At 39.2% G+C, this 24,217-nt stretch carries 24 protein-coding genes and 1 riboswitch; of the genes, 4 read left to right on the forward strand and 20 right to left on the reverse strand.

Annotated elements, in window-relative coordinates:
* Nucleotides 1–86: 86 nt before the first annotated feature.
* From FBF83_RS20615 to murB, 7 genes are all read right to left on the reverse strand, one after another.
* On the reverse strand, nucleotides 87–230 hold the full coding sequence (locus FBF83_RS20615; protein WP_205665293.1) for a hypothetical protein: 144 nt from the start codon (nucleotides 228–230) through the stop codon (nucleotides 87–89).
* A 91-nt stretch (nucleotides 231–321) separates the two neighbouring features.
* Nucleotides 322–996 (reverse strand): response regulator transcription factor, encoded by a 675-nt coding sequence (locus FBF83_RS00500; protein WP_136945203.1) that lies wholly within the window; start codon nucleotides 994–996, stop codon nucleotides 322–324.
* A complete protein-coding gene (locus FBF83_RS00505) occupies nucleotides 997–2,382 on the reverse strand; it encodes a sensor histidine kinase (RefSeq protein WP_136945204.1) in 1,386 nt (461 codons plus the stop codon).
* 151 nt (nucleotides 2,383–2,533) lie between these two features.
* The gene (locus FBF83_RS00510; protein WP_136945205.1) at nucleotides 2,534–2,863 is read right to left on the reverse strand and encodes a four-helix bundle copper-binding protein; all 330 of its coding nucleotides are present in this window, start codon (nucleotides 2,861–2,863) and stop codon (nucleotides 2,534–2,536) included.
* 169 nt (nucleotides 2,864–3,032) lie between these two features.
* Nucleotides 3,033–4,016: a F510_1955 family glycosylhydrolase gene (locus tag FBF83_RS00515; RefSeq protein WP_136945206.1), complete on the reverse strand. Its 984-nt coding sequence runs from the start codon at nucleotides 4,014–4,016 to the stop codon at nucleotides 3,033–3,035.
* Between the two features lie 156 nt (nucleotides 4,017–4,172).
* Nucleotides 4,173–4,763: a YdhK family protein gene (locus FBF83_RS00520; RefSeq protein WP_136945207.1), complete on the reverse strand. Its 591-nt coding sequence runs from the start codon at nucleotides 4,761–4,763 to the stop codon at nucleotides 4,173–4,175.
* Nucleotides 4,764–4,942: 179 nt separating this feature from the next.
* Nucleotides 4,943–5,863: a UDP-N-acetylmuramate dehydrogenase gene (gene murB, locus FBF83_RS00525; RefSeq protein WP_136945208.1), complete on the reverse strand. Its 921-nt coding sequence runs from the start codon at nucleotides 5,861–5,863 to the stop codon at nucleotides 4,943–4,945.
* A 340-nt stretch (nucleotides 5,864–6,203) separates the two neighbouring features.
* On the opposite strand from murB, the gene FBF83_RS00530 reads away from it, so the two are divergent.
* Complete coding sequence (locus FBF83_RS00530) at nucleotides 6,204–6,710, forward strand: DUF3189 family protein (RefSeq protein WP_136945209.1); 507 nt, start codon at nucleotides 6,204–6,206, stop codon at nucleotides 6,708–6,710.
* A 60-nt stretch (nucleotides 6,711–6,770) separates the two neighbouring features.
* Here FBF83_RS00530 and FBF83_RS00535 read toward each other — a convergent pair whose 3' ends face one another.
* From FBF83_RS00535 to FBF83_RS00545, 3 genes are all read right to left on the reverse strand, one after another.
* Nucleotides 6,771–7,820 carry a homocysteine S-methyltransferase family protein gene (locus FBF83_RS00535; protein WP_169525227.1) on the reverse strand — a complete coding sequence of 350 codons (1,050 nt, stop codon included), beginning with the start codon at nucleotides 7,818–7,820 and terminating at the stop codon, nucleotides 6,771–6,773.
* A gap of 80 nt (nucleotides 7,821–7,900) precedes the next feature.
* Nucleotides 7,901–8,012: riboswitch (SAM riboswitch) on the reverse strand.
* A 91-nt stretch (nucleotides 8,013–8,103) separates the two neighbouring features.
* On the reverse strand, nucleotides 8,104–9,084 hold the full coding sequence (locus tag FBF83_RS00540; RefSeq protein WP_136945211.1) for a DUF3895 domain-containing protein: 981 nt from the start codon (nucleotides 9,082–9,084) through the stop codon (nucleotides 8,104–8,106).
* Nucleotides 9,085–9,203: 119 nt separating this feature from the next.
* On the reverse strand, nucleotides 9,204–11,240 hold the full coding sequence (locus FBF83_RS00545; protein ID WP_136945212.1) for a bifunctional 2',3'-cyclic-nucleotide 2'-phosphodiesterase/3'-nucleotidase: 2,037 nt from the start codon (nucleotides 11,238–11,240) through the stop codon (nucleotides 9,204–9,206).
* A gap of 234 nt (nucleotides 11,241–11,474) precedes the next feature.
* Here FBF83_RS00545 and FBF83_RS00550 point away from each other — a divergent pair, with 234 nt between their 5' ends.
* Nucleotides 11,475–11,924 (forward strand): S-Ena type endospore appendage, encoded by a 450-nt coding sequence (locus tag FBF83_RS00550; RefSeq protein ID WP_136945213.1) that lies wholly within the window; start codon nucleotides 11,475–11,477, stop codon nucleotides 11,922–11,924.
* Nucleotides 11,925–12,119: 195 nt separating this feature from the next.
* On the forward strand, nucleotides 12,120–12,584 hold the full coding sequence (locus FBF83_RS00555) for an S-Ena type endospore appendage (protein ID WP_136945214.1): 465 nt from the start codon (nucleotides 12,120–12,122) through the stop codon (nucleotides 12,582–12,584).
* 21 nt (nucleotides 12,585–12,605) lie between these two features.
* Here FBF83_RS00555 and FBF83_RS00560 read toward each other — a convergent pair whose 3' ends face one another.
* The 6 genes from FBF83_RS00560 to FBF83_RS00585 form a co-directional block, all read right to left on the reverse strand.
* Entirely contained in the window at nucleotides 12,606–14,057 is a 1,452-nt protein-coding gene (locus FBF83_RS00560) for a DUF11 domain-containing protein (protein WP_169525119.1), read from the reverse strand.
* Nucleotides 14,058–14,243: 186 nt separating this feature from the next.
* On the reverse strand, nucleotides 14,244–14,624 hold the full coding sequence (locus FBF83_RS00565; RefSeq protein ID WP_136945216.1) for a hypothetical protein: 381 nt from the start codon (nucleotides 14,622–14,624) through the stop codon (nucleotides 14,244–14,246).
* A gap of 139 nt (nucleotides 14,625–14,763) precedes the next feature.
* Nucleotides 14,764–15,831, reverse strand: a complete 1,068-nt coding sequence (gene rlmN, locus FBF83_RS00570) for a 23S rRNA (adenine(2503)-C(2))-methyltransferase RlmN (protein ID WP_136945217.1) — start codon at nucleotides 15,829–15,831, stop codon at nucleotides 14,764–14,766.
* A gap of 176 nt (nucleotides 15,832–16,007) precedes the next feature.
* Nucleotides 16,008–16,610 carry a CPBP family intramembrane glutamic endopeptidase gene (locus tag FBF83_RS00575; protein ID WP_136945218.1) on the reverse strand — a complete coding sequence of 201 codons (603 nt, stop codon included), beginning with the start codon at nucleotides 16,608–16,610 and terminating at the stop codon, nucleotides 16,008–16,010.
* A gap of 142 nt (nucleotides 16,611–16,752) precedes the next feature.
* Entirely contained in the window at nucleotides 16,753–16,983 is a 231-nt protein-coding gene (locus FBF83_RS00580) for a hypothetical protein (protein ID WP_136945219.1), read from the reverse strand.
* 105 nt (nucleotides 16,984–17,088) lie between these two features.
* Nucleotides 17,089–17,346 (reverse strand): hypothetical protein, encoded by a 258-nt coding sequence (locus FBF83_RS00585; protein WP_136945220.1) that lies wholly within the window; start codon nucleotides 17,344–17,346, stop codon nucleotides 17,089–17,091.
* A 191-nt stretch (nucleotides 17,347–17,537) separates the two neighbouring features.
* On the opposite strand from FBF83_RS00585, the gene FBF83_RS00590 reads away from it, so the two are divergent.
* Nucleotides 17,538–18,548, forward strand: a complete 1,011-nt coding sequence (locus FBF83_RS00590) for an LLM class flavin-dependent oxidoreductase (RefSeq protein WP_136945221.1) — start codon at nucleotides 17,538–17,540, stop codon at nucleotides 18,546–18,548.
* Between the two features lie 71 nt (nucleotides 18,549–18,619).
* Here FBF83_RS00590 and FBF83_RS00595 read toward each other — a convergent pair whose 3' ends face one another.
* The 4 genes from FBF83_RS00595 to FBF83_RS00610 form a co-directional block, all read right to left on the reverse strand.
* Complete coding sequence (locus FBF83_RS00595; protein WP_136945222.1) at nucleotides 18,620–20,407, reverse strand: L-lactate permease; 1,788 nt, start codon at nucleotides 20,405–20,407, stop codon at nucleotides 18,620–18,622.
* Nucleotides 20,408–20,560: 153 nt separating this feature from the next.
* Nucleotides 20,561–21,346, reverse strand: coding sequence for a fumarylacetoacetate hydrolase family protein (locus FBF83_RS00600; protein WP_136945223.1), 786 nt, complete (start codon nucleotides 21,344–21,346; stop codon nucleotides 20,561–20,563).
* Between the two features lie 18 nt (nucleotides 21,347–21,364).
* On the reverse strand, nucleotides 21,365–22,828 hold the full coding sequence (locus FBF83_RS00605) for an FAD-linked oxidase C-terminal domain-containing protein (RefSeq protein WP_136945224.1): 1,464 nt from the start codon (nucleotides 22,826–22,828) through the stop codon (nucleotides 21,365–21,367).
* A gap of 6 nt (nucleotides 22,829–22,834) precedes the next feature.
* Nucleotides 22,835–24,217, reverse strand: coding sequence for a (Fe-S)-binding protein (locus FBF83_RS00610; protein WP_136945225.1), 1,383 nt, complete (start codon nucleotides 24,215–24,217; stop codon nucleotides 22,835–22,837).

A 24,217-nucleotide genomic window follows, 5' to 3' on the forward strand; every position in this document is an offset into this window, starting at 1 on the left:
TTCCTTCTGCCTTTTCTATCTCCTTTAATTTCCACAATCGAATTGAATGCTGAATGGGTAAAAAATAAAGTCAATGTGAATAGTAATTAAGGCGGTGTATCAGGCTCATTAGGATCTTTTATATCGCGAGGATCAGTGTCGATATCTCTTCCTCGATTGTTATCCATATCAATATTCTCATCGTTGTAGCGAGTCGGTGCATAATTAAAATCTTCAGGTTGTTCAACCATCTCATTCCCATTACCCGCACAAGCCGCTAACATGCTTGCTGTGAAGGTAAGAGACACATAAAGGCAGTCATTTTTTTAATACGTATGATGTTTATTTTTTCCATTTATATCCTACACCCCAGATGGTTTTTAAGTAGTTATCGATAAGAAATCCGGCTTGTCTACATTTTTCTCGCAAATTCCGAATATGTGAATCTATGGTTCTGCCTTCCGTATTGGACTCAAATCCCCATATTAATTGGATAAGGTGCTCTCTGCTAAATACTTTTTCAGGATTTTTCAAAAAGAGGCCGAGAAGCTTGAACTCAATTGGTGTCATTGAGATCTTATTTCCCTTAAATTTGACAAGATGTTTATCCATATCCCATATCAGCCCCTTGATAAACACTTGGTTCGCATCTTCTTGCTGTATACGTCGAGTCACAGCTTCGATTCGGGCAAGGAGAACCTGTTCATCAAAAGGCTTCGTAATATAATCATCCGCTCCTATTTTCAATCCCTTCACTATGTCTTCAGACTGTTCTCGAGCGGTAAGCATGATAATAGGTATATTCGAAACCTTACGTATCTCCTGACAGGTAACCCATCCATCCATGTCAGGCATCATCACATCTAATAACACAAGATCAATTTTATTTTCCTGTAGGATCTCAAGAGCTTCTTTTCCAGTGTAAGCCTTGTAGATCGTATTCCCCTGTGGTTTTAAATAGAGGGAGATTAACTCTACCATCCGCTCTTCGTCATCAACAATTAACACACGCTGCATTTAATCATCTCCTGGTATGACTATTTTCATGGTTGTTCCTTTTCCTTCTTTACTTAACGCTGAAATGCTTCCTCCATGCTTTTCAATAATTTCCTTAGCAATCGCAAGGCCGAGACCTGACCCGCCATATTTTCGAGAGCGGGATTTATCCACTCGATAAAGTCGATCAAATATATAAGGGAGGTCTTTATCAGGTATCCCTTCTCCTTCATCGATCACATTCACTTCTACTTTAGAATGGTTTAAAGAAGCTTCAACAAGAACGGTATCTCCTTCTTTTGAATAATGTAAGGCATTATCAAGGAGGTTGAGGAGAACTTGAGAGAACCGACCTGGATCCAATGAAACCAGAATCTTTCTCTGGCAAGATATTAAGAGATGTATTCCTTTGCTATCAAAAGCTGGCTTTACTTTCTCATTAACCTGTTGCATTAATCTACATAATTCAATTTCTTCTTTGTCAATAACAAACCCTTTTTGATCCATCTTTGCCATGTTGAATAAGTCTCTTACAAGGGAGGTTAAGTTCCCTGATTCTTCCTTAATAATGGAAAGGTAGTATTGTCTTTCTTCGGAAGACAGGTTATCTCTCTGCGCAATGTCGGCATATCCGCTAAGGTAGGTTAAGGGTGTTCTCAGTTCATGAGCGATGCTAGCAAGAAAGTCACTGCGATCGTTTTTCAAACGGAGTAAATCATCTGACAAACTTTGAATGGCTTTTGCTAATTCTCCTAATTCATCGTTTCGATCCACTTTTAAAGAAACATCATGTTCACCTGCGCTCATTTTTTTGGTGGCTTCTTTCATATGGATTAATGGACGAATGATAATTCTCGATAGATAAATAATGGTGATGATTGTCAGGAATAAAGCAAGTCCACTAATGATTAAGAACTGAGCAGTTAAATGATCACGTACATCTCTAATCCCCTGTGTATCAAGCACCATATAAACATATCCGACTAATTCATCATTAATTATTATAGGTGAACCGGACGTAACATTCGGTTCTCTCACCCAATCTCCTTCAATAACGGCCCCATCAACAGGAAGGGAGTTTGAAGATTGAATCATTTTTTTAATGGGAGGTGTCACTTCATTTGAATGAACAAGAATGTTCTTCTTATTGTCTGTAATCACCACTTGCGTATCAGCTTCTGATTCCATTAGGGCAACATGGTCTCTTGTTTCCGAATCGAAATGTTTCTCTAGAACATCCCTATGACTGTTTCCACGAGCTAGTAAAGCATCGGTTTCGGCCATAATTCGCTCGTTTAGAAATCCGAAGTACAACACAACAAATAGTATTCCTTCAAGAAGTAAGATACTTATGAGAAACATCAGTCCTAATTTTGTAGCTAATTTATTTTTTCTTTTAAATGCCATGTAGATCTCCTTTTTCAATAGCTAGCTTATCAGTATTATATCGAGAAATTGTGCACCTTGTCCTATCCGTTATAATTCTAGCTGAATAAGAACTCTCCCATTAAAATAAGCCTGCTTTGTTAAAAGCAGGCTTAATGACTATGTTCTTAATTTATGAAGCTAACTTCTTACATTCTTCTGCACATTTAAAGCAAGCGTCAGCACAATCCTGACAATGTTTGTGATCATGTTTTTTACATTCGTTTCCACAGGCTTCACAAATCGTAGCACATACTTTCGCGAGCTCTGAGGCAAACGGAGTTCCTCTAACTAAGGCTTGTTCAAGATACCCACAAATGTCCGCACATTCCCTATCAAGGCGGATACAATCGGCCATCATCTTAACATCGTCTTCTTTTAAACAAGAATCATAGCAGTGGTTACAAGCTGTCATACATTCATGTAGCGTCTCAATAACAGAACCGTATTTCTCATGTGACATAATCAAATTCCTCCTTGTAAGTTGGTTACAGGGTAATATTTGCCTATTATGAGGAATTTAAACCCAAAAATAAAAAAAGTAGGAAAAATTTTAAATTTCATGGTTTATGCACAGTTTCTAGAAACTTAATGGGTATATGTAAATGTTTGAACAGAAAGTAGGGAATGTCTTATTTTTTTACAACTTTCCCTTGTTTCACAAGTGTTTCCCATGTTTCTCCAGAATCTGTAGTTTGGTAAATCGATTCTTCTTTAGTATGGAATACAATCTCTTGCTCATTTTGAGGGTTGACGGTGATATAATCAATTGTTTTTAATTCCTCATTGGGCATTGAAATTTCTTTTTGCTCTCCATTGCTTAAATCCTGAAGAACGAGTTGTTTGTTAGTATCTTGTTTCGCATAAAGGAGTTTATCTTCCAGGAATACCATCGTACTAATACCAACTTCTTCTGTTACTCGATTAAATGACTTACCTTGATCGCTTGAGACGTACAAGCCGGTGGGAGATGTTATGGCCAGCACGTTTGAATCACTTGGGTGTGTGAAGATTCCCGCTACCTTGTCAGGCGTTCCGTTCAGCTGAACTCTCTCCCAGTCTTTTGCATTTTCACTATAATAAACACCAACATCCATTTTGCTATTCTTTTGTTGATTTACTGCATATATCGCATGAGTGTTATATCCAACTGCCAGAAAGTGAAAATCGGATTCTCCCTGGAAACCGAGCTCTTCTAACGTATTACCTCGATCAGAACTTTTAATTAATCCAAGGGGATTTGGAAGATCTGAACCTTCACCGGGATGTCCGCTACTATAAAATCCATCAGATACCGCAGTAAAACCCATATAATCATTATTATTTGTAGTCGCTTCGTACCAGGAGTTATTTTGATAAATAATAGGTCCGTTGTGAGTGGCTATTAACAATTCATTGCGATTACCAGGATATCCAATGCCGTGTACGTGATCGATTTGCTTGCTTTCGAATTCCTCATATAAGCTAGACTCTTCTAATGAGATGAGTTCTGTATCGCCCTCTTGAACCTCAACTACCTCTGAATTATTATCTGGTGTTATTTCTTTATCATTCTGGCAACCTGCACTAATAAGTAAGACAGAGGTACCAAGAATACTGATCCATTTTTTCTTCAAAACATTTCATCCTTTTCATCTATTTTGGCTAAATCCTCTCATAGTTTATCAGAAAAATATGAAGAAAGTGTGCAAATTTAGTGTGGGTCTATAAACTAATAGAGAAAGTGTGGTCATATAAAAATCCGGACTTATGTAGTCCGGATCATGAGTTACTCATCTCTTTTCAGCAGATAATTCATCTTCTGTAACCCATTTGTGATTTGTTACTTTTTCGCCACCTGTGGTCGGCATATAATCGATCATATAAACAGTCGTTTCGTTAGCAGATTCTATTACAGCGCTAGCGCCCTCCATTCCTTTCATATGTGATGCATTAATTGTAACTTCTGCTCCTGGATCCAGGATTTTATCTCCAGCCTCTTCAATTTCCTCGTGGATCACCCACTTATGGTTTTCTACTCTTTCTCCACCGTTTGTTGGAGTATACGACACAACGTAGGCAGTCGTTTGATATGCGCCCTTAATCGTTGCTTCAGCGCCCTTCATCCCTTGCATGTGGTCTGCTTCGATTATCGCCTGGCTTCCCACTTCATAAGTTGGATTTTCAGCATCTTCTAAGTTCTGAGGTACTTCAGAAGAACCGGAATGGTTCATATCATCCATACTGCTTTCATTACTCGATTCAGTATTTGCATTTGTTTCAGTTTTTTCTTGACTTATGGTTTCGTTGTTTCCTGAACATGCAGTAAGAGTGAATGTGAATGCAAGTATTGTAGTTACCAGTAAAATAGACTTGTTTCTCATAAGTATCCTCCTTAGTCAAATATCTACAATCATACCTATATAAGGTGCTACAAACCCACAATATCTTATAAATATGAATTAAATGTGCAGATTTTAAGAGTTTAACAAATTATTAACAAATCAAAAAAGCAGCGTATCATTTTGAGATACGCTGCTTTTTTTAATATTCAGATGTAACACTACATCTCAGGCGGCTCACCTATAACACGTACTTCACGTTCTAGATCAACACCGAATTTATCTTTAACGGTACGTTGGACGTGTTGAATAACGTTCAAGTAATCTGTTGCTGTTGCGTTATCAATGTTAACGATAAACCCAGCATGCTTTTTGGAGACCTCTGCTCCACCAATACGCGTGCCCTGAAGCTCTGAGTCCTGAATCAGCTTTCCTGCGAATAATCCTGGAGGACGTTTAAATACACTACCACATGATGGGTATTCTAGTGGCTGTTTTGTTTCCCGCTTCTCCGTAAGATCATCCATAATCGCTTTAATGTCTTCGTAATCGCCATCTTTTAATTGGAATGTGGCTTCAAGGACAAGTAGGCCATTCTCTTCCACGTTACTGTGACGATAAGATAGGTCGAGTTGATCAGCGGTTAGGCTTTTTAATTCGCCGTCTTTTGTTACTACAAGAACACTTTCAAGACAGTCCGCTATTTCTCCCCCATAAGCACCTGCGTTCATATAAACGGCGCCTCCAACAGATCCTGGAATACCACAAGCAAATTCGAGGCCAGATAACTTTTGATCGAGTGCGAATTCTGAAGCATCAATGATACGCGCTCCAGACTGTGCAATAACTTTCTTATCACTTTTATGGATCGCATCAAGAGACGAAAGGTTAAGCACAATTCCGCGGATTCCACCATCCTGGATAATGACATTGGAGCCTTTTCCTAAAATGGTTAGTGGATAGCTCGATTTGTAAGCATATTCGACAGCTGCTCTTGCATCTTCAATCGTTTTTGGGAAAACAAGAACGTCTGCCCGTCCACCCATTCTTGTGTATGTGTGTTCATGTAATGGTTCATTTATTTTTACTTCCGCTGCGGGCAAGATAGAGCGGAGTTCATTTATGGCTTTTTGATTAATCATTGGTTCCCTCACTTATAGTACAGGTTCTTTTCTGCAGTATTCATGTTGAATGCATGCAGACACATTTAAAATAATAACATAATTCGATAATAAAGTGATTTATTTTGGAAAGGTATCTATGATTATTGCCACTTTTCAAGACAGATTACCCACTTTATTCACTATATAAGGAAATGTTTGACTTCGTTCCTATTTTTAATGCTTCTTTTGAATTGAACATGTAAATATATTTTCGTATTACGATTCATACTAATACAATCTTACTTATTATCCTTTGCTATTGTCATCTCCCTTTTATACATCGATTTACATATGATTCATGAGGAAAGAGGTTTTCGAGGTGATTTACATTTACAATTGCTATGGTGGAACTCATTCATCTGCATTAGCCGCTGCTTATCATCTAAAAAAGCTTTCATCAGACAAGGTCCCCTCTAAAGAAGAAATTCTTAACATTGATATCTTTAATAAGTTAAAGAGAAGTGACATGGGAAGGATTATCTATCATGGTGAGGATGAGCGTGGAGATAAGGTGTACACCATAGGAAGAGGTGGTTCGAAAGTGCTTCTACCTGCATTAAATCATCTAAGTCTCTTGTTCCATGATACCTTTGACATGAAAGAACCTGTGATTTTCTCTAATACATCACCTACAGTTCCACTAGCCATGACAATTGGTGGTATGTTCGCAAGAGGGTTAAAAATGAATTGGATTGGTGTACCATTATTAATCATCGGTGCAAAGCAGACTCATCAGAACATCGTGAATTTAGTAAGGCATACAAAGAGTCAACGAGATGTATGCAAATCACAATCGATCGTACTAGAAAATCAGCAATTTATTTAGCAAAACTGGTTTTGTGTAAAGAAAGATCCCCTATAAAATAGGGAATCTCTCCTTCAGACATTAAGCTTTTGTTCGATAAGCTGTATTATTCGCTTTAAGTGATTCATCACTACCGAAAAGGAAATGCTTCTCCATATTTGGTGAGTAAACGGAATTTATCGTTGTTCTACCAACCGTCTCCGCCACTTCTCTAAGCATGCTTGGTGAAGCCCCGCAGCATAGTCCGAAGTAATTAACACCAATTTCTTTTGCTTCTTTTGCCCACTCTGCTAATTCATATCGATTGCAATACAATGGATCTAACGATGTAGGAAAAGTAGTTTCTGTTGGTAGTGTACACGAGCATCCGCCATCCGGTAAGTTAAATAAAGTAGGATGCTCCTCAGTTGTACGATATGGTACGGGAAGTGCGCCGACGTAGCCATTTACTGACTTTCTGATCTTCTCAATATACGGTTGCATTGTAGCTGGCCCTCTGAAACAGTTCATACCAACAACAAGTGCTCCTTGCTCTTCTAGAAGATGACAGGCTTCCTCAACGGTGTATCCGTCTCTAAGAATACCCTCACTCATCAGGCCAAGTGTGATAACGGCTTGCAATCCCTGTTTTTGAATTTCCTCTAAGGCAATTTTTGCTTCTTCATAGTAGTAGAATGTTTCTCCATTAACAAAATCAACGCCCTCTTCCTTGCTCCATGCGACCATTTCAGCAAACATAGCACGAATTGTCTCTTTTCCTGCTTCATCATCAGGGTCAAACAGGTTTGTATTTGAAATATTTCCTGCTACAAGCGCTTCTTCTACAGGATGCTCCTTCGCTACCTCTTTCGCTAAGCGAATCGCTTGTCGGTTTAGTGGTTCTAGAAGATCCTCTTTCCCAATAATTCTCATCTTTTCACGGTGGCCATTGTACGTAAACGCCAAGACGACATCTGATCCAGCTAGCATGTAGTCGCGATAGGTTTGTTTCAGTGCTTGTGGGTTGTCGAGTGCAACTTCAGGCACAAATGAACCTGCTTGTACATAACCACGGCGCTCTAATTCAAACAAATAGCCTTCTCCACATATAACAGGCCCTTCCTGCAATCGTTCTTCAAGTGATCGTTTCATCATTAACCAGCTCCCTGTCATTGAAATGAGAAAAAAGCCCCCTTCTATAAATAAGAAGAGGGCTTACTTGTCTAATCCTCCTCTTATCTTCCAGACAGCTATGTCTGTAGGACTTGGCACCAGCTTCAAGCAAATGCTTGAAAGGTTGCCGGGCATCATAGGGCCTAATCCCTCCGCCGCTCTTAATAAGAGTTTTACTATTTCATTTTCAACATGGTTGAAATTATAGACTCGTTAAATGATTATGTCAATTATTATTCAGATAATTTCAATATATCTTCTACTACTTGTCCTTTACTCGATAAATACGGTCTTCTTGCCCAAGTGGTTCTACCGTCATTTCTCCAGCATGAACAAATGAATCTAGATACGTACTTACTGCAAAATAAATTTTGGGCTTTCCAGTTGAATAGCGATTATTTGATGTCTTTTCCTCTTTTATGAGTAGTTCACACATCATAATTGTACTTTCAATCCCTTTATGAATATAGCCATCAATTGCTTCTTGAATGATAAATGACAGTTCACCTACAACAAACGTGTCTTTGGATTTAGGTTGATTAAGCTGAGGGTGGGAAGAAGTCTCCTCTGCAAATAAATCAAAAGCAGGTTGTAATTCATCGTCAGTCTTTGACTTTGTACCCTTCGTTCTAGATGGTGTACTGAAATCGTTACTCCCTCGTTTTGCAGCTTCGCGGTCTTCTCGGTAAGCTCTTAGCGCTTCATTGAGGCGTCTTTCTTGGCGATCGAGTAATGGTAAGTCTAGTTCAAGGTGATCATTAATATCTTTTGGAATATTCATACCTGGAGGAATCTCATAGGAAGACTTTCCTTTAGTCTGTTTCACTAGTAACTCATCTAATTCATAATCAATTGTATTAAATCCTTTCATGACTTCTTTCACGATTGTTGAAGACATGTCGGTATGTTCTTCGAAATGATTAATCCCAAAACGTAAGACCTTTCCTGTTTTAACGTGCCTAACAACATACTGATACCTAAGAGGCCGACCGCATTCACACAATAGCTCATCAGACACAAAGCCCGCATCGATAAAGTCATCTAGAATCCAGTTATCAAGCAGCATCTCTATTTCTTGGTCAGAAGCACCTTCTGGTATGATCCTACCTTTATCTCGCGCGATTACATTCGCAAAAACGGTTTTTCTTCCGCGTTTTAGAAATTGATTGAGATACATTTGTTGGTCAGCCGAAAGTTGCTGAAACAGCTGATCCCGCTCGTTAGTCGTAAGATTATATGGCATAAAAATCCCTTTCTAAACAATAGTAAGGTTAGTATAACAGCAATTCTTTAGAATTTGGTAGATGAAATAAGAAACGCCACCCCAGCGGGATGGCGTGTCGAATTGTAATCTATGGATTATCAGTGTTGGTGACCGTGATGATGTCCTTTATGATGTTTTTTCCCTTTTTTCTGTTTTGATAAATCCATCTTATACGTTGCGAATCCATTTTCCGTCTCTTTAACGAAATCAATTGTTTTAATATCTTTCGCATAAGATTGCCCTTGAAGTGATGATTCAAATGTAACATTCAGCTTCTTTTTATTGATTGTATCAAATGACCAGTTTTGATCAGCTGTTGGATTGATCGTTTGTTCTTCGAGAATGTAATCAATGAGAATCTGTCTATTTTCGTCAGGTGAATCAATGACAATATTTGAGCCATCCAGATGTGGGAAATGACCGCCTCCAGTTGCTCTGTAGTTGTTTGTAGCAACAATAAAGGACATGTCATTCGTCACTTTTTTACCGTTGTACTTCAACTCTTTAATTCGGTTTGCATCAGCATTGACTTCATTCCCGCTCAAATCATATTTAGCCGGCTCAGTAACATCAATTTTGTAAGTGACACCATCAATCACATCGTAGTTAAACGAAGGGAAATTAGGATTAATTAGTGGTTGTTCTTCCTTGTTTTTCTTGTTGATTTGATTAAATTGACCTGCTGACATTTCTAGCCAATCTTTCACTTGTTCACCTGTTAGAAGTACTGCTTTAAGCGTATTTGGATAAACATAAAGATCTGCTACGTTTTTAATGGCAAGATCACCAGCTGGAATGTCTGTATAGTAAGATGCCCCACCACGGCCACCTGCTTTAAACGGTGCGCCTGCTGATAGAACAGGGATGCCTTCATACTCCGTCCCTTGTATATTGTTTTCGACATACCACTTCTGTGCATTTGTCACGATTTGAATAGAAGGATCGTCGTTTACAAGCGCAAAATAGCTGTTAATCGGTGCAGTTGTTTTGCCTACAGCAGTTCTTACGTAATTAATAGTACCTTCATGTTCTTCTTTAACCGCATTCACTATATCCATGTCGGCTTCAACAAGAGGTTTTTTCGTTGCTTTATCGTATATAGGTCTCGCTTCTGACTGAGAATTGCTTACCGTCCAGTTGCCATTCTCTTCTGTTAAGGTGAGATCAATAACGCCTAGATGGTCACCCCAATAACCAGGTTCAACAGAAGGAACGCCATTGATCGTTCCTTTGTTGTTGTCTACGCCATTAATACCCTCAAAACTACTATCGCCAGGGAATACTTTATGAGCATGTCCGAACAAAATCGCATCAATTCCATCAACATCGCTCAAGTAATAAACTGCATTTTCATCGTTCCCCTTAGGGGCTGCTTTTTCAAAACCTGAGTGAGGAATCGCAACAATAAGATCCGCTCCCTGTGCTTTCATTTCTGGAACATACTTATTAGCTGTCTCTACAATATCCTTCACAATCACATGACCTTCAAGGTTTGCCTTATCCCATTGCATAACTTGTGGGGGAACAAATCCGATGACTCCTACCCTAAGTTCGTGCTTCGCTCCTGATTCGTCTGTAACAGTCTTATTGATGATTTTATATGGCGTAAAGTAATTCTCATCATTGGTTGGATCATTATCATGGTCATCTACATATACATATACATTCGCATTGATGTATGGAAAATTTGCGCCAGCAAGACTGTTTTCAAGGAAATCAAGTCCAAAATTAAACTCATGATTTCCAATGTTTCCAGCATCGTAATTCAACAGATTCATCGCTTTGTAAGCAGGATGTTTTTCGCCTTTTTGGAGAGGATTAATTTTTGCAACATAATCTCCCAGAGGATTCCCCTGTAGTAAGTCCCCATTATCAAATAACAAACTATTATCTGCTTCGTTCCTTGCTTGATTAATAAGCGTTGCTGTTTTGGCTAGACCGAATTGATCCGTTAGCTGGTCTTTGTAGTAATCGTAATTCACGATATTTGTGTGTAGGTCAGTCGTTTCCATAATTCGAAGGTTGACATCAGATCCGGCAGCTTCTGCTTGATCTGCATGTGCAATAAATGACGTGGCTAATAAACTTAGTGTAATGGTTGCTGTAAGTGATTTCCTTTTCACGTTATGTAACATAATATCCCCCTGTTAAATTCTAATAATATAGGCAAGCTTATATTATTCTAACTAAAAATTGTGAGGAATAAGTTGTTTTAATGTAAAATAATGATAAAAAATCCGGAAAATAGGTGTATATGAATAAAAATGAATTTTTTTTGAACAAAATTAGTCAAACTGGACTAGTGTTTATACAAGATACTCGCACGGGCATAAGCTAGGATTGTAACTACTTTACTAGGAGGAAATATAATGGCTAACTGTAGTACCAATGCTTTTTGCTGTCCCGTTCCTTGTTCCACACCTGACTTTTTTGGGAATGCTAGTTCAACGTTAATTGGTGTAAAGAGATGCTTACCAATTCGAACTCAATGCCTTGCTGCGGCACCAACACCACCAGAAGAGGGAGATTTAGTATATATTGCCCCTGAAGATACACCACCTGATGCGCTTGCCAGTGGTATGGTATCAATTATTAACACAAGTTCTACAACTAATGACTGTGTCATGACTGTTACAATTACTGATGGTTCAGGAGTGGCTGCATACACGATTAATGCCCAATCTTCGTTCATGGCTGAAGTGACGGATTTGGAACAAATCTCAGTGTACTGTCAATCTGATAATGCTCCGATTGCGGCTCCTTATGATTACTGTACAGCAACAGTAGAAATGGATCTTCAATATAAAGCTGGTCTATAAATCATTTAAAACATGAGTACTACTGGAGGTTCGAGCAAGGCCTATCCTAAGTACTCTCTTTTTTTTATATAAGGTGCTAGCAAAATGTCAGCTTACCAAATATATGACTATAAATAATAGTCTCCTGCCTACACAAAATTTTCATTCTGGCATTTTATATTACAAATGGTGTTTTTATAGGGATGTGTAAGTACATTGGCAAAAAAAAGATCGTTACTGAGTGCAGGTGATTTACATTATATAAATGAGATGGATGAGAGAGAGCCAGAGTATGGGTGTGGTAGTGGAGAGTTAATTCATGAGTGCATCACAGGAAAATTTAGAATTGATCCTAGAAAAAACCCATATGCTCCTATATGGGAGGTAGAAGGTTGTATAACACCAGTTTTCGCTACCCTGACAATTTATTATGAAAAAGGTAGTTGCGAAGAGATTGATGTACTAGTCAATTGTTGCGATGATACCAGCTTCTTTGTTCCATTAGGTAATACGAGAACACGTACGTATAGTGATTTGTGTAGAGTTGCAATTGAATTAAGGGATGTTATTCAAACCAATAATGGATCAGTTCACGGGAAACCTCCTCAAATGAAAATAACTCAGTGTGTAGGGAAATATTGTCTAAATATCTATTATTATCTTAATAAAAAAAGCTGCTGAGCAGATATATTCAGTAGCTTTTTAAGTGCAGCTGCAACAGGATTTACGTTTGCAACAAATGGTACAGATCGTCGTTAACACTGAATTACTCGTTGCAGTTTTTCCGCAGCTAAACATTACGTTTGCTTCATTCATGAGAAAACAATTGTGGATCGTCACTTTGGTGTTAAAAGTAATAATCTTTGTATCTCCAACAGGAATTGGACCAAGAGGGAATCCTACTTCGGGATCGAACCCTGGTTGTGAAACGTTATTTATTGTTACAGAATTTGTTATAAACTCTGCCCCTAGAGGGAGATCATCTACAAAGAAAGGATTGTCTGCTTCTACAACTCCATTATTTGTAATTGTAATTGTATACGTTAGGATGTCCCCTTTGTAGGAAAATGTTTTGCTTACTTCTTTCTCCATATCTATTACAGGATCACCTAAATCGATCTGTACTCCTAATGCATTCGGCATGTAGAAGTCTCCAGTGGAGGCAAAACGAAACAAAGCTGATGATTGGTTGTTTGGTAAATAATTGAAAGCGGAAACGTTTGTAATGTCCCAACCTTGCCTACCTGCAAGAACATTTGAACCCGGGGTACCTGGCGTTTGATTAAATGTGCCATATGATCCATTGGTATTGAGGTTTCCTGTAATATCGGCAATTTGTGATCCGAAGAAGTTCATTGCTGGGTTTCTAGGGCCTGATAAATTCGTAAGAGATGATCCATCTGGGCCAAAAAGAGCTTGATCTCCGTTAATTTCTGCATCACCTTCCTGTGCACTCAGTAACACTCTTGCATCTATATCCCCAATTGGAGGAGTTGTAAATCCTGCAATGGGAATATCAATCGTATTATTTTGGTTAACAAGTCCGTCAGCCCCTACATATAAATTCATAGAGCGGTTTGGAAGTCTATTATTCGTATAAATAACTGCAAGGGTCCAACCGGCGTGGTTAACAGATGTGATGTCAAGAATAATAGCTGGAATACTACCTGCGCTATACGTCCCACTTCCACCGGCCTGTACAATTGACGTGACATTAGCAGATCGCATATAGAACCCTGTAGTACCGACATTGAATTCATTTGCTGTAGTTGCATCAGGTGTAACAGGCAAATTGGTTTCGGAAGGTGATGAGAACAGAATATCATCATTCAGAACAGCGATAATATTGTCATTCCCTGTTTGGTATAATCCTCCCCAGATTAGCTCAGCATATAGAATGGTACTATTTGCTGGGATCGATAAAAGTGCTTCAGATCCATTGTCTTGATAAACAAGCGTTGTTCCTGCCGAATTTGGTGGAACTGGAGGAGGATAGGCATCGACGGTTGAACTGCTATCAAGCGTAATAAAGGTTCCGGCTGTTCCTGCCGTTCCTGCCTGATTGGCAGAACCGTCTCCGCTTAAACCAAGCGTGTTTCCGGTAAATGTCATTGCGCCACATTCAGTTGCTGTATAACGATTGACAAATGCCATTCTCATATTTCCTTTCTAACCTCTGGTTGATTTTCGTTCTCTAATTACTATATGTAAAGAGTGTGGACAACGCATCCATATGTGTCCAAATTCATTGGAATTGGGTTTAATAGATTGTTATTTCTTCTTAAGTAAAGAAAAAAAATATCAATGAAAAAAGTGTATCTCTATCTGTAAGATACACTTTTAATATCGCTCTGGAACGAATGTTAAGGACCCTCTTGGACCCACGACTAACTTTTTCCGAGATCTACTAGTGTCGTTTTCTTCATATACCACAAAAAGTTTCTCATTCTCTTCTACAATTTCCTTATAAGTTGCTGAAGGTACTAGTTCATTAAGGTCACTTGCATAGTATGTTTTTACAAGCTGCTTGTTTTGATCATACACATTTAATTGCAAAAGGAGGTCATTTTCCATAACCGCATGCATGTAATTGTATCCAGATAGAACTGCTAGGTCATCCTGGTCCATTTGAAAAGGAAAATCTTTTCTATCAATGTCCTCTAACACCCCCGCCCCAATCCAAAATAATAGAAAGCAACCAATAAGTAATAATCCTCTCATCTATCTTCATTTCTCCTTGTTGTAAAATGATGTGAAGTAGCTATAGTAGTTTATTCAAGTAAGAGTTGAACGTGTTTGAGGTAAATAAAAGCATAAAAAAAGACACACTCTTATTTTGAGTGTGCCTTTAAATAACGATTTATTTTCCTGTCTTTTCAAGCTTTTTCACTTGCTTACTGCGAAGCTGACCGCAGGCAGCATCAATATCAGTACCGTTCTCATGACGGATAACGCAGTTAATACCGTTTTTCTTGAGCGTATCATAGAACGCAAGAATCGATTCTTTTTCACTGCGCTGATAGGAGTGATCATCTACTGGATTGTATGGAATCAAGTTCACGTACGAAAGATGACGCTTGTCTTTTAGAAGATTCGCAAGTTGTTTCGCTTCTTCCACGTGATCGTTGACGTCTCGTAACATAATATACTCAAACGTGATTCTGCGATTCGTTTTCTCCAAATAGTAATCAATCGCAGGCATTAACTTTCCTAACGGATAAGCTTTGTTGATCTTCATAATCTTTGTACGAAGCTCATCGTTTGGAGCGTGTAACGAAATTGCAAGGTTCACTTGAAGATCTTCATTTGCAAAATCGTAGATCTGCTTAGCAAGTCCACTTGTAGAAACCGTAATGTGGCGTGCACCAATAGAAAGACCTTTTTGAGAATTAACGACGTGTAAGAAGTCCATCATATTATCATAGTTATCGAATGGTTCTCCAATTCCCATAATAACAATGTGGCTTACGCGTTCTTCGTTTGCCTTCTCATCAAGTGCGTGCTGTACGTTCATAATCTGCTCAACAATTTCACCGCTAGTCAAATCGCGGCTTTTCTTTAATAAGCCACTTGCGCAGAATGAGCATCCGATATTACAACCAACCTGTGTTGTTACACAAACAGATTGTCCGTAATGGAAGCGCATGAGAACCGTCTCAATAACGTTACCGTCCTGTAATTTGAACAAGAATTTAATCGTGCCATCGGAAGATTCCTGTTTGATTTCCGTTGTTAACGTCTGAATCGCGAAGTTATCTTCTAACAGTTTGATACAATCTTTATTAACATTATTCATTTGAGAGAATTCTTTAACACGCTTCTTATAGAGCCAATCCCATACTTGAGAAGCACGGAATTTCTTATGACCACGTTCTAGCAACCATTCAGTTAGCTGATCAAACGTTAATCCGTATATTGATTCTTTCATGTATAACCCTCTTTTCAATTCTTAGCCATTCATTCTAATACTACTAGAAGTATAACCAAGTCGCAACCTGTTAATCTAGATTGAGGGAAATTGGTATTACAAAAAATGAGATTATTTTTTGTGTTATTGCTCAATAATAGTTTTATTTACGCTTCATTTTTGCTTTCCTTTACTCTTTAAAGTAACGGAATAAAGACAAGGATGAGTAGGTCAAATAGAATATGTGAAAGAAGCGGTACCCAGAAGTTCCTTCTTTTTTCATAAATCCACCCCCACACGATACCTCCTGCCAATGCTGCGACGATTAGTAATGGAGCACCAGAATATAGATGAGCAATAGCATAAAGCAGCGTGGCAAGTACAATAGTGTCGCCTATTTTGTACTTTTTGAATTGTTGTTGAATATAACCTCTCCAGAAGATTTCTTCACCAGGAATAACGATTAATACCAGACTAATGAAATGCCAGGCCTTTGTTGGTTGAACAATGTTATAAAACTCTTCCATATCTTCAAACAAAGATGGGGTAGTCCATTGGATAATTTGAATGCCAATGAAACTTAACACATAAAGGAAAACAGCACTTAACACGATATAATAGGTGTCCTTTAGTGTGATCTTCTTAAACACTAATGAACCTGTTGTGATACTAATAAAAATGAGAATGCTTAGTGTTATTGTAAAAACAGGCCAGAATGTTTCGGGATAGTGAACAAAACTTATGAAAAGAAGAATATGAGCGAGCAAAAGAGAGCTTAGGAGTATGATTTTTTGATTCACTTTGTCATCATCCTATCTTGTTGCCTAGTATGTATACCCTGAATATACCCAATGAAAAGCTACGGTGAATAGTTTCAATAGGTTTTGATGTGCTGACTATATAGAAAAAGCTAACGAATAATTTCGTTAGCTCTTTCCTTCATTACTTACTTTGTGACTTGCATTTTTCCTGAATAACCGCCAGCGCACTTTCTTTATCAGGTTGGTCACTCACATGCCAACGGATTTTTCTACCGAATTCATCCGCTTTTGCATAAGCATAGATTTTGCCACCGTACTCCGCTACACTAATTTCCCAGTAGTACGTGACTTCAGCACCTGTTGGTTGTGTAACATCAACAGGGTAGAAAAAATAGTCAACTTTATTTAACAATCTAAGCAGCTCCCTTATTCTCTTCTTATAGCTATTTTAACAGAATTAAGACAATCTAGTTAACTAGATGATTCAAAGAAGGTTTTGAATAAAGAGCTATTTATTCTATCCTAAGTTCTCAATATCCCATGTACGTATTGAATAATATCCTTGATCGATTTTTTCTTTTTCAAGAGTTAGTGTTTGTTTCAATTCTTCAGGAAAATTGGTCATAGAACCATGATTCATTTCAATACCTTCATATCCACTATAAACAGGCACTGTAACGATTTGTTTATCAAGCGTATCGAAGCAATGCAGACAAAGAAAACCTACGCTTCTCATCCGATAAGCAAACATAATGCGATAACGCTGTTCGTCCATACTTACCTCTCCCCATCGTTTAATTACGATCCAGTATTGACGAACAAGAGTTCGTTTATACCTTAATGAATATGAATGATGGTTGAGCGGATTGTTTTCTATCTCAAGATCCTCCTGATAAAATTGAGTATGGGTTTTTCTCCCACTCGAAACACACCTTAAAATTTTAAATATAGAAAGAAGATGAAACAATGTCTGAACAACGTAAAAATCTTAATGACATTCCTTACTCCGTACTCGACTTGGCTCCAGTGACCGAATATGGTGCATATAAAGATGCTTTGAATCGGACAAGAGATCTAGCTCAGCATGTTGAAGCTCTTGGTTACAATCGTTTCTGGCTTGCGGAGCACCATAACATGCCCTTTATCGCAAGCTCTGCAACCTCTGTTGTAATTGGTCATGTAGCTGCTGGAACGTCAACACTTCGTGTAGGGTCTGGAGGTATCATGCTTCCGAATCATGCTCCATTAGTGATTGCAGAACAGTTTGGGACACTGGAATCGCTCTTCCCTGGTCGAATTGATCTAGGTCTTGGACGTGCGCCCGGAACAGATCAACGTACTGCGTTTGCTTTACGAAGAGGTCAAGGATCAATGGGACAAGATTTTCCAGAGTTACTTGCTGAATTGCGTTCTTATTTCGATCCTTCTTTAAGTGGTGGTTCTTCTCCAGTTCGTGCTGTACCAGGTGAAGGTCTTGATATTCCTACATGGTTACTCGGTTCAAGCTTATATAGTGCACAGCTTGCAGGTGAACTCGGACTTCCTTACTCGTTTGCAAGTCACTTTTCACCGAAGAATACTATTCCCGCTCTTAGGACGTATCGTGAGCATTTCAAGCCATCCAAAGTGCTTGATAAGCCTTACGCTATGGTAGGGGTAAATGTCATAGTTGCTGATACAGATGAAGAAGCGAACTACCTTGCTACAACGCTTCAGCAACAATTTCTTAACTTAATTCGCAACCATGAAGCACCGATGCAACCGCCTGTTGAAAAATTGAATGCGAGTGAGTATGAATTGGCTGCTTTAGATCAACAGCTTGCTACTTCTATCATAGGAAGTCCTGAAACGGTACAACGAAAATTACAGGAATTTCTTGATGAGACTCAAGCCGATGAAATGATGGTTATCTCTTCTATATATGATCATGATAAGCGTAAGCAATCTTATAAACTACTCTCTGATATAACAAAATAACTATTTCAGCAGTTGCTAACCATTATAAAAAACACCTGTCTCGGGTAAGCGAATGACAGGTGTTTATTTGTTTAATTTGCAGATTTATATGGATTTTTGTTCATCTCAATGACGTCTAAACGCGAACGGTTTGATGCAATAATATAGATAGCTGCAACGCCAATCATTGAAGCAATAATTGTTCCAAGGTTGAATAATCCTTTTTCTGATGTCCAGACAATGGAATAACCAAGAGCACCTGCCATCGTTGTATAGTATACAAAAGGAATAAGTGTTTTCCGAATAACCTCTCCTTCTTTCCCAACAAGTCCAACAACTGCAGAAGCGGCAACAACATTGTGCACACAGATCATGTTTCCTGCAGCTCCTCCAACAGCTTGAAGGGCTACAATCCAGGAAGCGTCCACGCCAATTTGAGAACCTACATCATATTGGAATAACGAAAACATCATATTACTAACGGTGTTGCTCCCTGCAATAAATGCCCCGATTCCACCTATAAATGATGAAAATAATGGCCAGAAGTCACCGGTTAGGGCTGCAACACCGTTCGCAAGCTCAATCGGCATTTTATCAAACCCAGCTGCACCTCCGCTAGAGTTCAAAAACACTTGAACCATTGGCACAGTAAAAACAAGAGCAGTTGAAGCTGCAATCATTGTTTTACCTGAGGATTTCCAAGCTCTTACGTAAGCATTTCCATTCATTTGATGGATGACAAATGTGATGAGTGACACAATGATAAATATAGTTCCTGGTAAATAAAGCGGCTGAAAGCTAGAAGAAATATCAGTACCAAAGATATTTGGAATAGAAACCGTCCAGGCTTGGAACCAATCAATAATTGGTAACGCTTTCAATCTTGTTGCTACGAGAAGAACGCCTACAAGGATATATGGAAGCCATGCTTGAACCATAGACATATGACCACTTTTATGGGCGATGTCTTTAATCTCGATCGTTCCAGTCCAGGCGGGGTCCCAATTGGCTTTGTCGTCAAAGTCCCATTGTTCTTCAGGTCGTGGCATAAGAAACCCTTTTTTCGCAGCCGTTACAACAATCGCAAGCCCAACTAATCCTCCGATCATTGAAGGGAATTCTGGTCCGAGCAAATTAGCAACAATAACATATGGAATTGTCATTGCGAAAGCTGCAAACAATGCAAACTTCCACACTTTAATGCCTTCACGGAATGATTTGTTTTTCCCGAAAAATCGAGTCATAAGTGCAACGACAAATAAAGGAATGAGAGTTCCGACGATCGCGTGTAAGATGGCAACGCGTCCGCCGACCATTGTAACGAGTGCTAGAAAATTGTTTGTAATGCTTGGATCTGCAGCTAATCCAGATTGTACACCTACAAGTATAGGTGTCCCTACTGCCCCAAATGATACTGGCGTACTTTGAATCACCATGCCAGCAATAACGGCTGCCATTGCTGGAAAACCAAGTCCAACCAGAAGAGGTACGGCGACAGCAGCCGGTGTTCCAAATCCTGCTGAACCTTCAATGAAAGAACCAAACAGCCAGGCAACAATGATCACTTGAATTCGTCGATCCGGCGAGATCCCTATGAATCCTTCTCTGATTGTTTTGATGCCCCCGCTTTCTTGAAGCGTATTTAGTAGAAGTATTGCCCCAAATATAATGTAGAGTAAGGTTGCAGCAACGATTAAGCCATTTACTGATGCAGCAGCAACAGTAGCACCAGGCACCTTCCAAACAAACAGTGCAAGAACAACGGCAACGATGTATGATACCGGCATGGCTTTACTAGCCGGCCACCGTAACCCTACTAGAAAAATCCCTACAGCAGCAATTGGCAGTAACGAAAGAATCGATAATAACCCTGTACTCATTGCTCATCCTCCAATAATGAAATTTGTTGGGTAATGAAGCGTGACATTCTTTCACTATTCAGTTGCTGTCTTTTGTTGTATGTATTCTGTTCTGAAAAAGCACGTTCCGCTTCTATGTCATTAACAGGGGATTAAGCTCCCCCTTTTAGGCCATCACTGTTGCGTAACACCGATATGAGATGATTGACGAGAGAATGTGTTAGTTAGTGAGCCAATTTCCTTTATAGAACAAGTAATAATGTCGTCATTTTTTACAAAATGTGCTCCTGTGGGGCTTCCAGTTAGAATCACGTCTCCTGGATGAAGTGTCATGACTGTTGAAAGATATGCAATCATCTCTTTAATCGGTACAATCATCCATTTTGTAGGACTATTCTGCTTCTGCTCTCCGTTAACTGTTGCTGTGACATGGATGTGATAAGGATCAAGCTCCGTTTCGATAACTGGACCGAGGGGGGTGAATGTATCAAAGGATTTACCCAGTGTCCAATGGCCATCATTGTGGAAATATTGTGGGGCTGTTACATCATTTCCTACCGTATACCCAAACACATACTCAAGCGCTTTCTCTTTTTCAATATTTTTAGCCTCTTTCCCAATGACAACGGCAAGTTCTGATTCGAATTTCACTTCCTGAAGTTGATCTGGAATAATGACTGCTTCATTCGGTCCAATAACTGAAGTTGCTGGTTTCAAAAAGAAAACAGGCATTTCTGGAATTTCGTCTGGTAATGAATCTTTATCCCCAACATAGTTTGCTCCGATTCCAATTACATTTCTAGGAGTAAGTGGTGCTAGAAACTCAACGTCATTAATCGAAACCTTTTGATCTGTATAAGACCATTCAGTCAAAGGATTTCCATCAATAATCGTTATAACATCTTCCTCAAACACACCGTTATAAATGCTGTTATTATAAGTGAATCTTCCAAATTTCATATCATTCTCTCCCTTGTGCTATTTCGTTATAGCAGTTTCTTTTATCACTTTTTTGATATCCATACATCTGCTAGGGGTTGGAAATAATTTTCCCTGGTTTAATAGATTGTTAGGATTAAAAACATCTCTTATAGCTGTTTGTGCATCAATTTCTTCATCACTAAATATAAAGCGCATTTCTTCCTTTTTCTCAATACCAACCCCGTGTTCACCGGTGATGGAGCCTCCTGCATCAGCGCAGGCTTTAAGGCATGCGGTTCCAGCTTTTAATGCTTTGCCGGTTTCTCCCTCTATCCTCGAATCAAACAAAATGAGCGGATGAAGGTTACCATCTCCTGCATGAAAGATATTGGCAATCCTTAAGCCATATTCATCGCTGATTGACCGTATTCTTTCAAGCACTTCGGGGAGTTTACTACGTGGAATCACCCCATCTTGAACAAGGTAGTCAGGTGAGATTGCGCCCATTGCACCAAATCCAGTCTTACGATTCGCCCACCAGCGTCCTCTTTCTTCCTCATCACGAGCTACTTTTACTTCACGAACATTCCTGTTCCGGCAAACAGTTAAAATCTGCTCAATCTGCTCTTCAATTCCTTCTGCGATCCCATCCACTTCTATTAGTAGGAGAGCTTCAATATCATCAGGGTGGCCAACTGGGAAAGCACCCTTTTCTACTCCTTCTATAGCGGTTTGATCCATCATTTCAAGCGCTGCAGGAATAATCCCAGCAGAAATGATATCAGAAACTGCATGGCTTCCATCTTCTACGTTGTCAAAGTAAGCAAGAACGGTTTTTTTAGCTTCGGGGTTCTTTAGAATGCGGACGATAATCTTCGTCACTATTCCGAGCGTCCCTTCAGAACCCGTAAGAATACCAAGTAAATCATATCCGGGCATATCCAACACGCCGTTATTGCTAATTTCGATGATTTCCCCATCAGGAAGGACAACTTCGAGTCCAAGTATATGGTTAGTTGTCACACCATACTTAAGACAATGAGCTCCTCCGGCGTTCTCAGCAACGTTGCCACCGATTGTACATACGTACTGACTAGAAGGGTCTGGTGCATAATAGTATCCTTTATGTGAAATAGAGTTTGTAAGCTTTAAATTAACAAATCCAGGTTGGACAACAGCTTGTCTATTTTCATAATCAACCTCAAGTAAGTGTTTCATCTTTACAAGACTAATGATCACTTCATTGTTTAATGGGATTGCTCCACCAGACAAGCCGGTTCCAGCACCTCTGGCTAAAAAAGGAATGCTACGATCAGCACAATATTTCACAGCTGCAGCTACTTCTTCTGTGTTCTTGGGGAAAATAACGGCTTTTGGCATTGCTTTATGAATAGTAAAACCATCGCAATCGTAAGACAGTAGATCTTCCTTATAGTGAAGGATTGATTTAGCGCCTACAATTTCAGTTAATGCTAAAATGTCTGGATCAAGTTTTTGCTTCTTTTTCTTTGATAAAAGCATTTTGGTTCACTCCTTTACCGAGGCTGCCTTATTTCCAAGACCTTTTTTCTCATCCTCTTGATATGCCCAATCTAGGAGCTGGACAGTGTGAACTACTTTTCCACCTCGACCATATTTTTGAACTCCCATAGCCATTTGGAGCATACAACCTGGATTTCCCATCGAAATCATTTCAACATCCTCGGGTACATTCTCCATTTTGCGCTCTAACACAGCTGAAGCCATTTCAGGGTTTGTAATATTATAAATACCAGCACTGCCACAGCACGTATCAGCATTAGGTTGTTCAATGTAGTTAACCCCTGGAATGTCATTAATTAACTGCCTTGGCTCGTGCCGTACTCCCTGTCCATGTGCAAGATGGCAAGCATCATGGTAAGTGATGGTTTTGTTAATCGAGCTTTGAGGTTTTATATACCCTGTATCATAAAGGTATTTTGATATATCCTCTATCTTTTCAGAAAACACTTCTGCTTTCTCATGCCATTCAGGATCGTTGCGAAATAGCTCAGGATATTCTTTCAGTGCACAACCACACCCTGCAGCATTCACGACAACTTTATCAGCGTCCTGAAAAGCTTCTATATTTTGTTTTGCAAGCTTTTTACCTGTTTCTCTGTCTCCAGCATGGATATGTAATGCACCACAACATGTTTGGTTTTTAGGTAGTGTGACGTCATTTCCGTTGTAGGTTAGTACATTGATCGTTGATTCGTTAATGTCACTAAACATAACATCCATGATACAGCCCTTTAGCATAGCAACCTGTGCTTTCGAAGATCCTTTTGCTGGGATAACATCAACATTCTTGTATTTCTTATGAACCGACTGTTTAATTTCAGGCATAATCGCTTCCATATCAGCGAGATGATCTGGCATAATACGAAGTGCTCCTGTCGATCGAACTGCCTTTTGAAGTCCGCTCTTCTGATAGAATTTCAATAAGCCGCCCGCTGCCTGAAGCCTAGTAGGGTGAGGAAATAATCCTTTTAGGAAGAAGCTACTTACAACTCCTTTCAAACCTGTTAAAGGCATTGCTTGTCTCACCTGTCCGCGTGCTTCTTCAATAAGACCACCAACATCCACGTCTGCTGGACATGCTGTCGTGCAAGCTCGACAATCCAAGCACTGGAAAACGGGATCCATAAATTGTTCATTTACCTCGAGTTTTCCTTCAGCAACTGATTTAATTAGATGAACCCTTCCTCGAGGGGAGTGTTGTTCCTGGCCAGTTTCTAAATAAGTAGGACAGGATTCAAGACACATTCCACAATGAACGCAGTCGGCCCATTTATTTTCATCCGGATGGTCGTCCCACAAATAATTACTAAGACTGTTGGAAGCACACGGAGGCGAGTTATTTGTTAGCTCTTCTTCTTTAACAGACAT

Origin of the sequence: Guptibacillus hwajinpoensis (assembly GCF_005144865.1) — a bacterium.
In the GTDB taxonomy this organism is placed as follows: domain Bacteria; phylum Bacillota; class Bacilli; order Bacillales; family Guptibacillaceae; genus Guptibacillus; species Guptibacillus hwajinpoensis_A.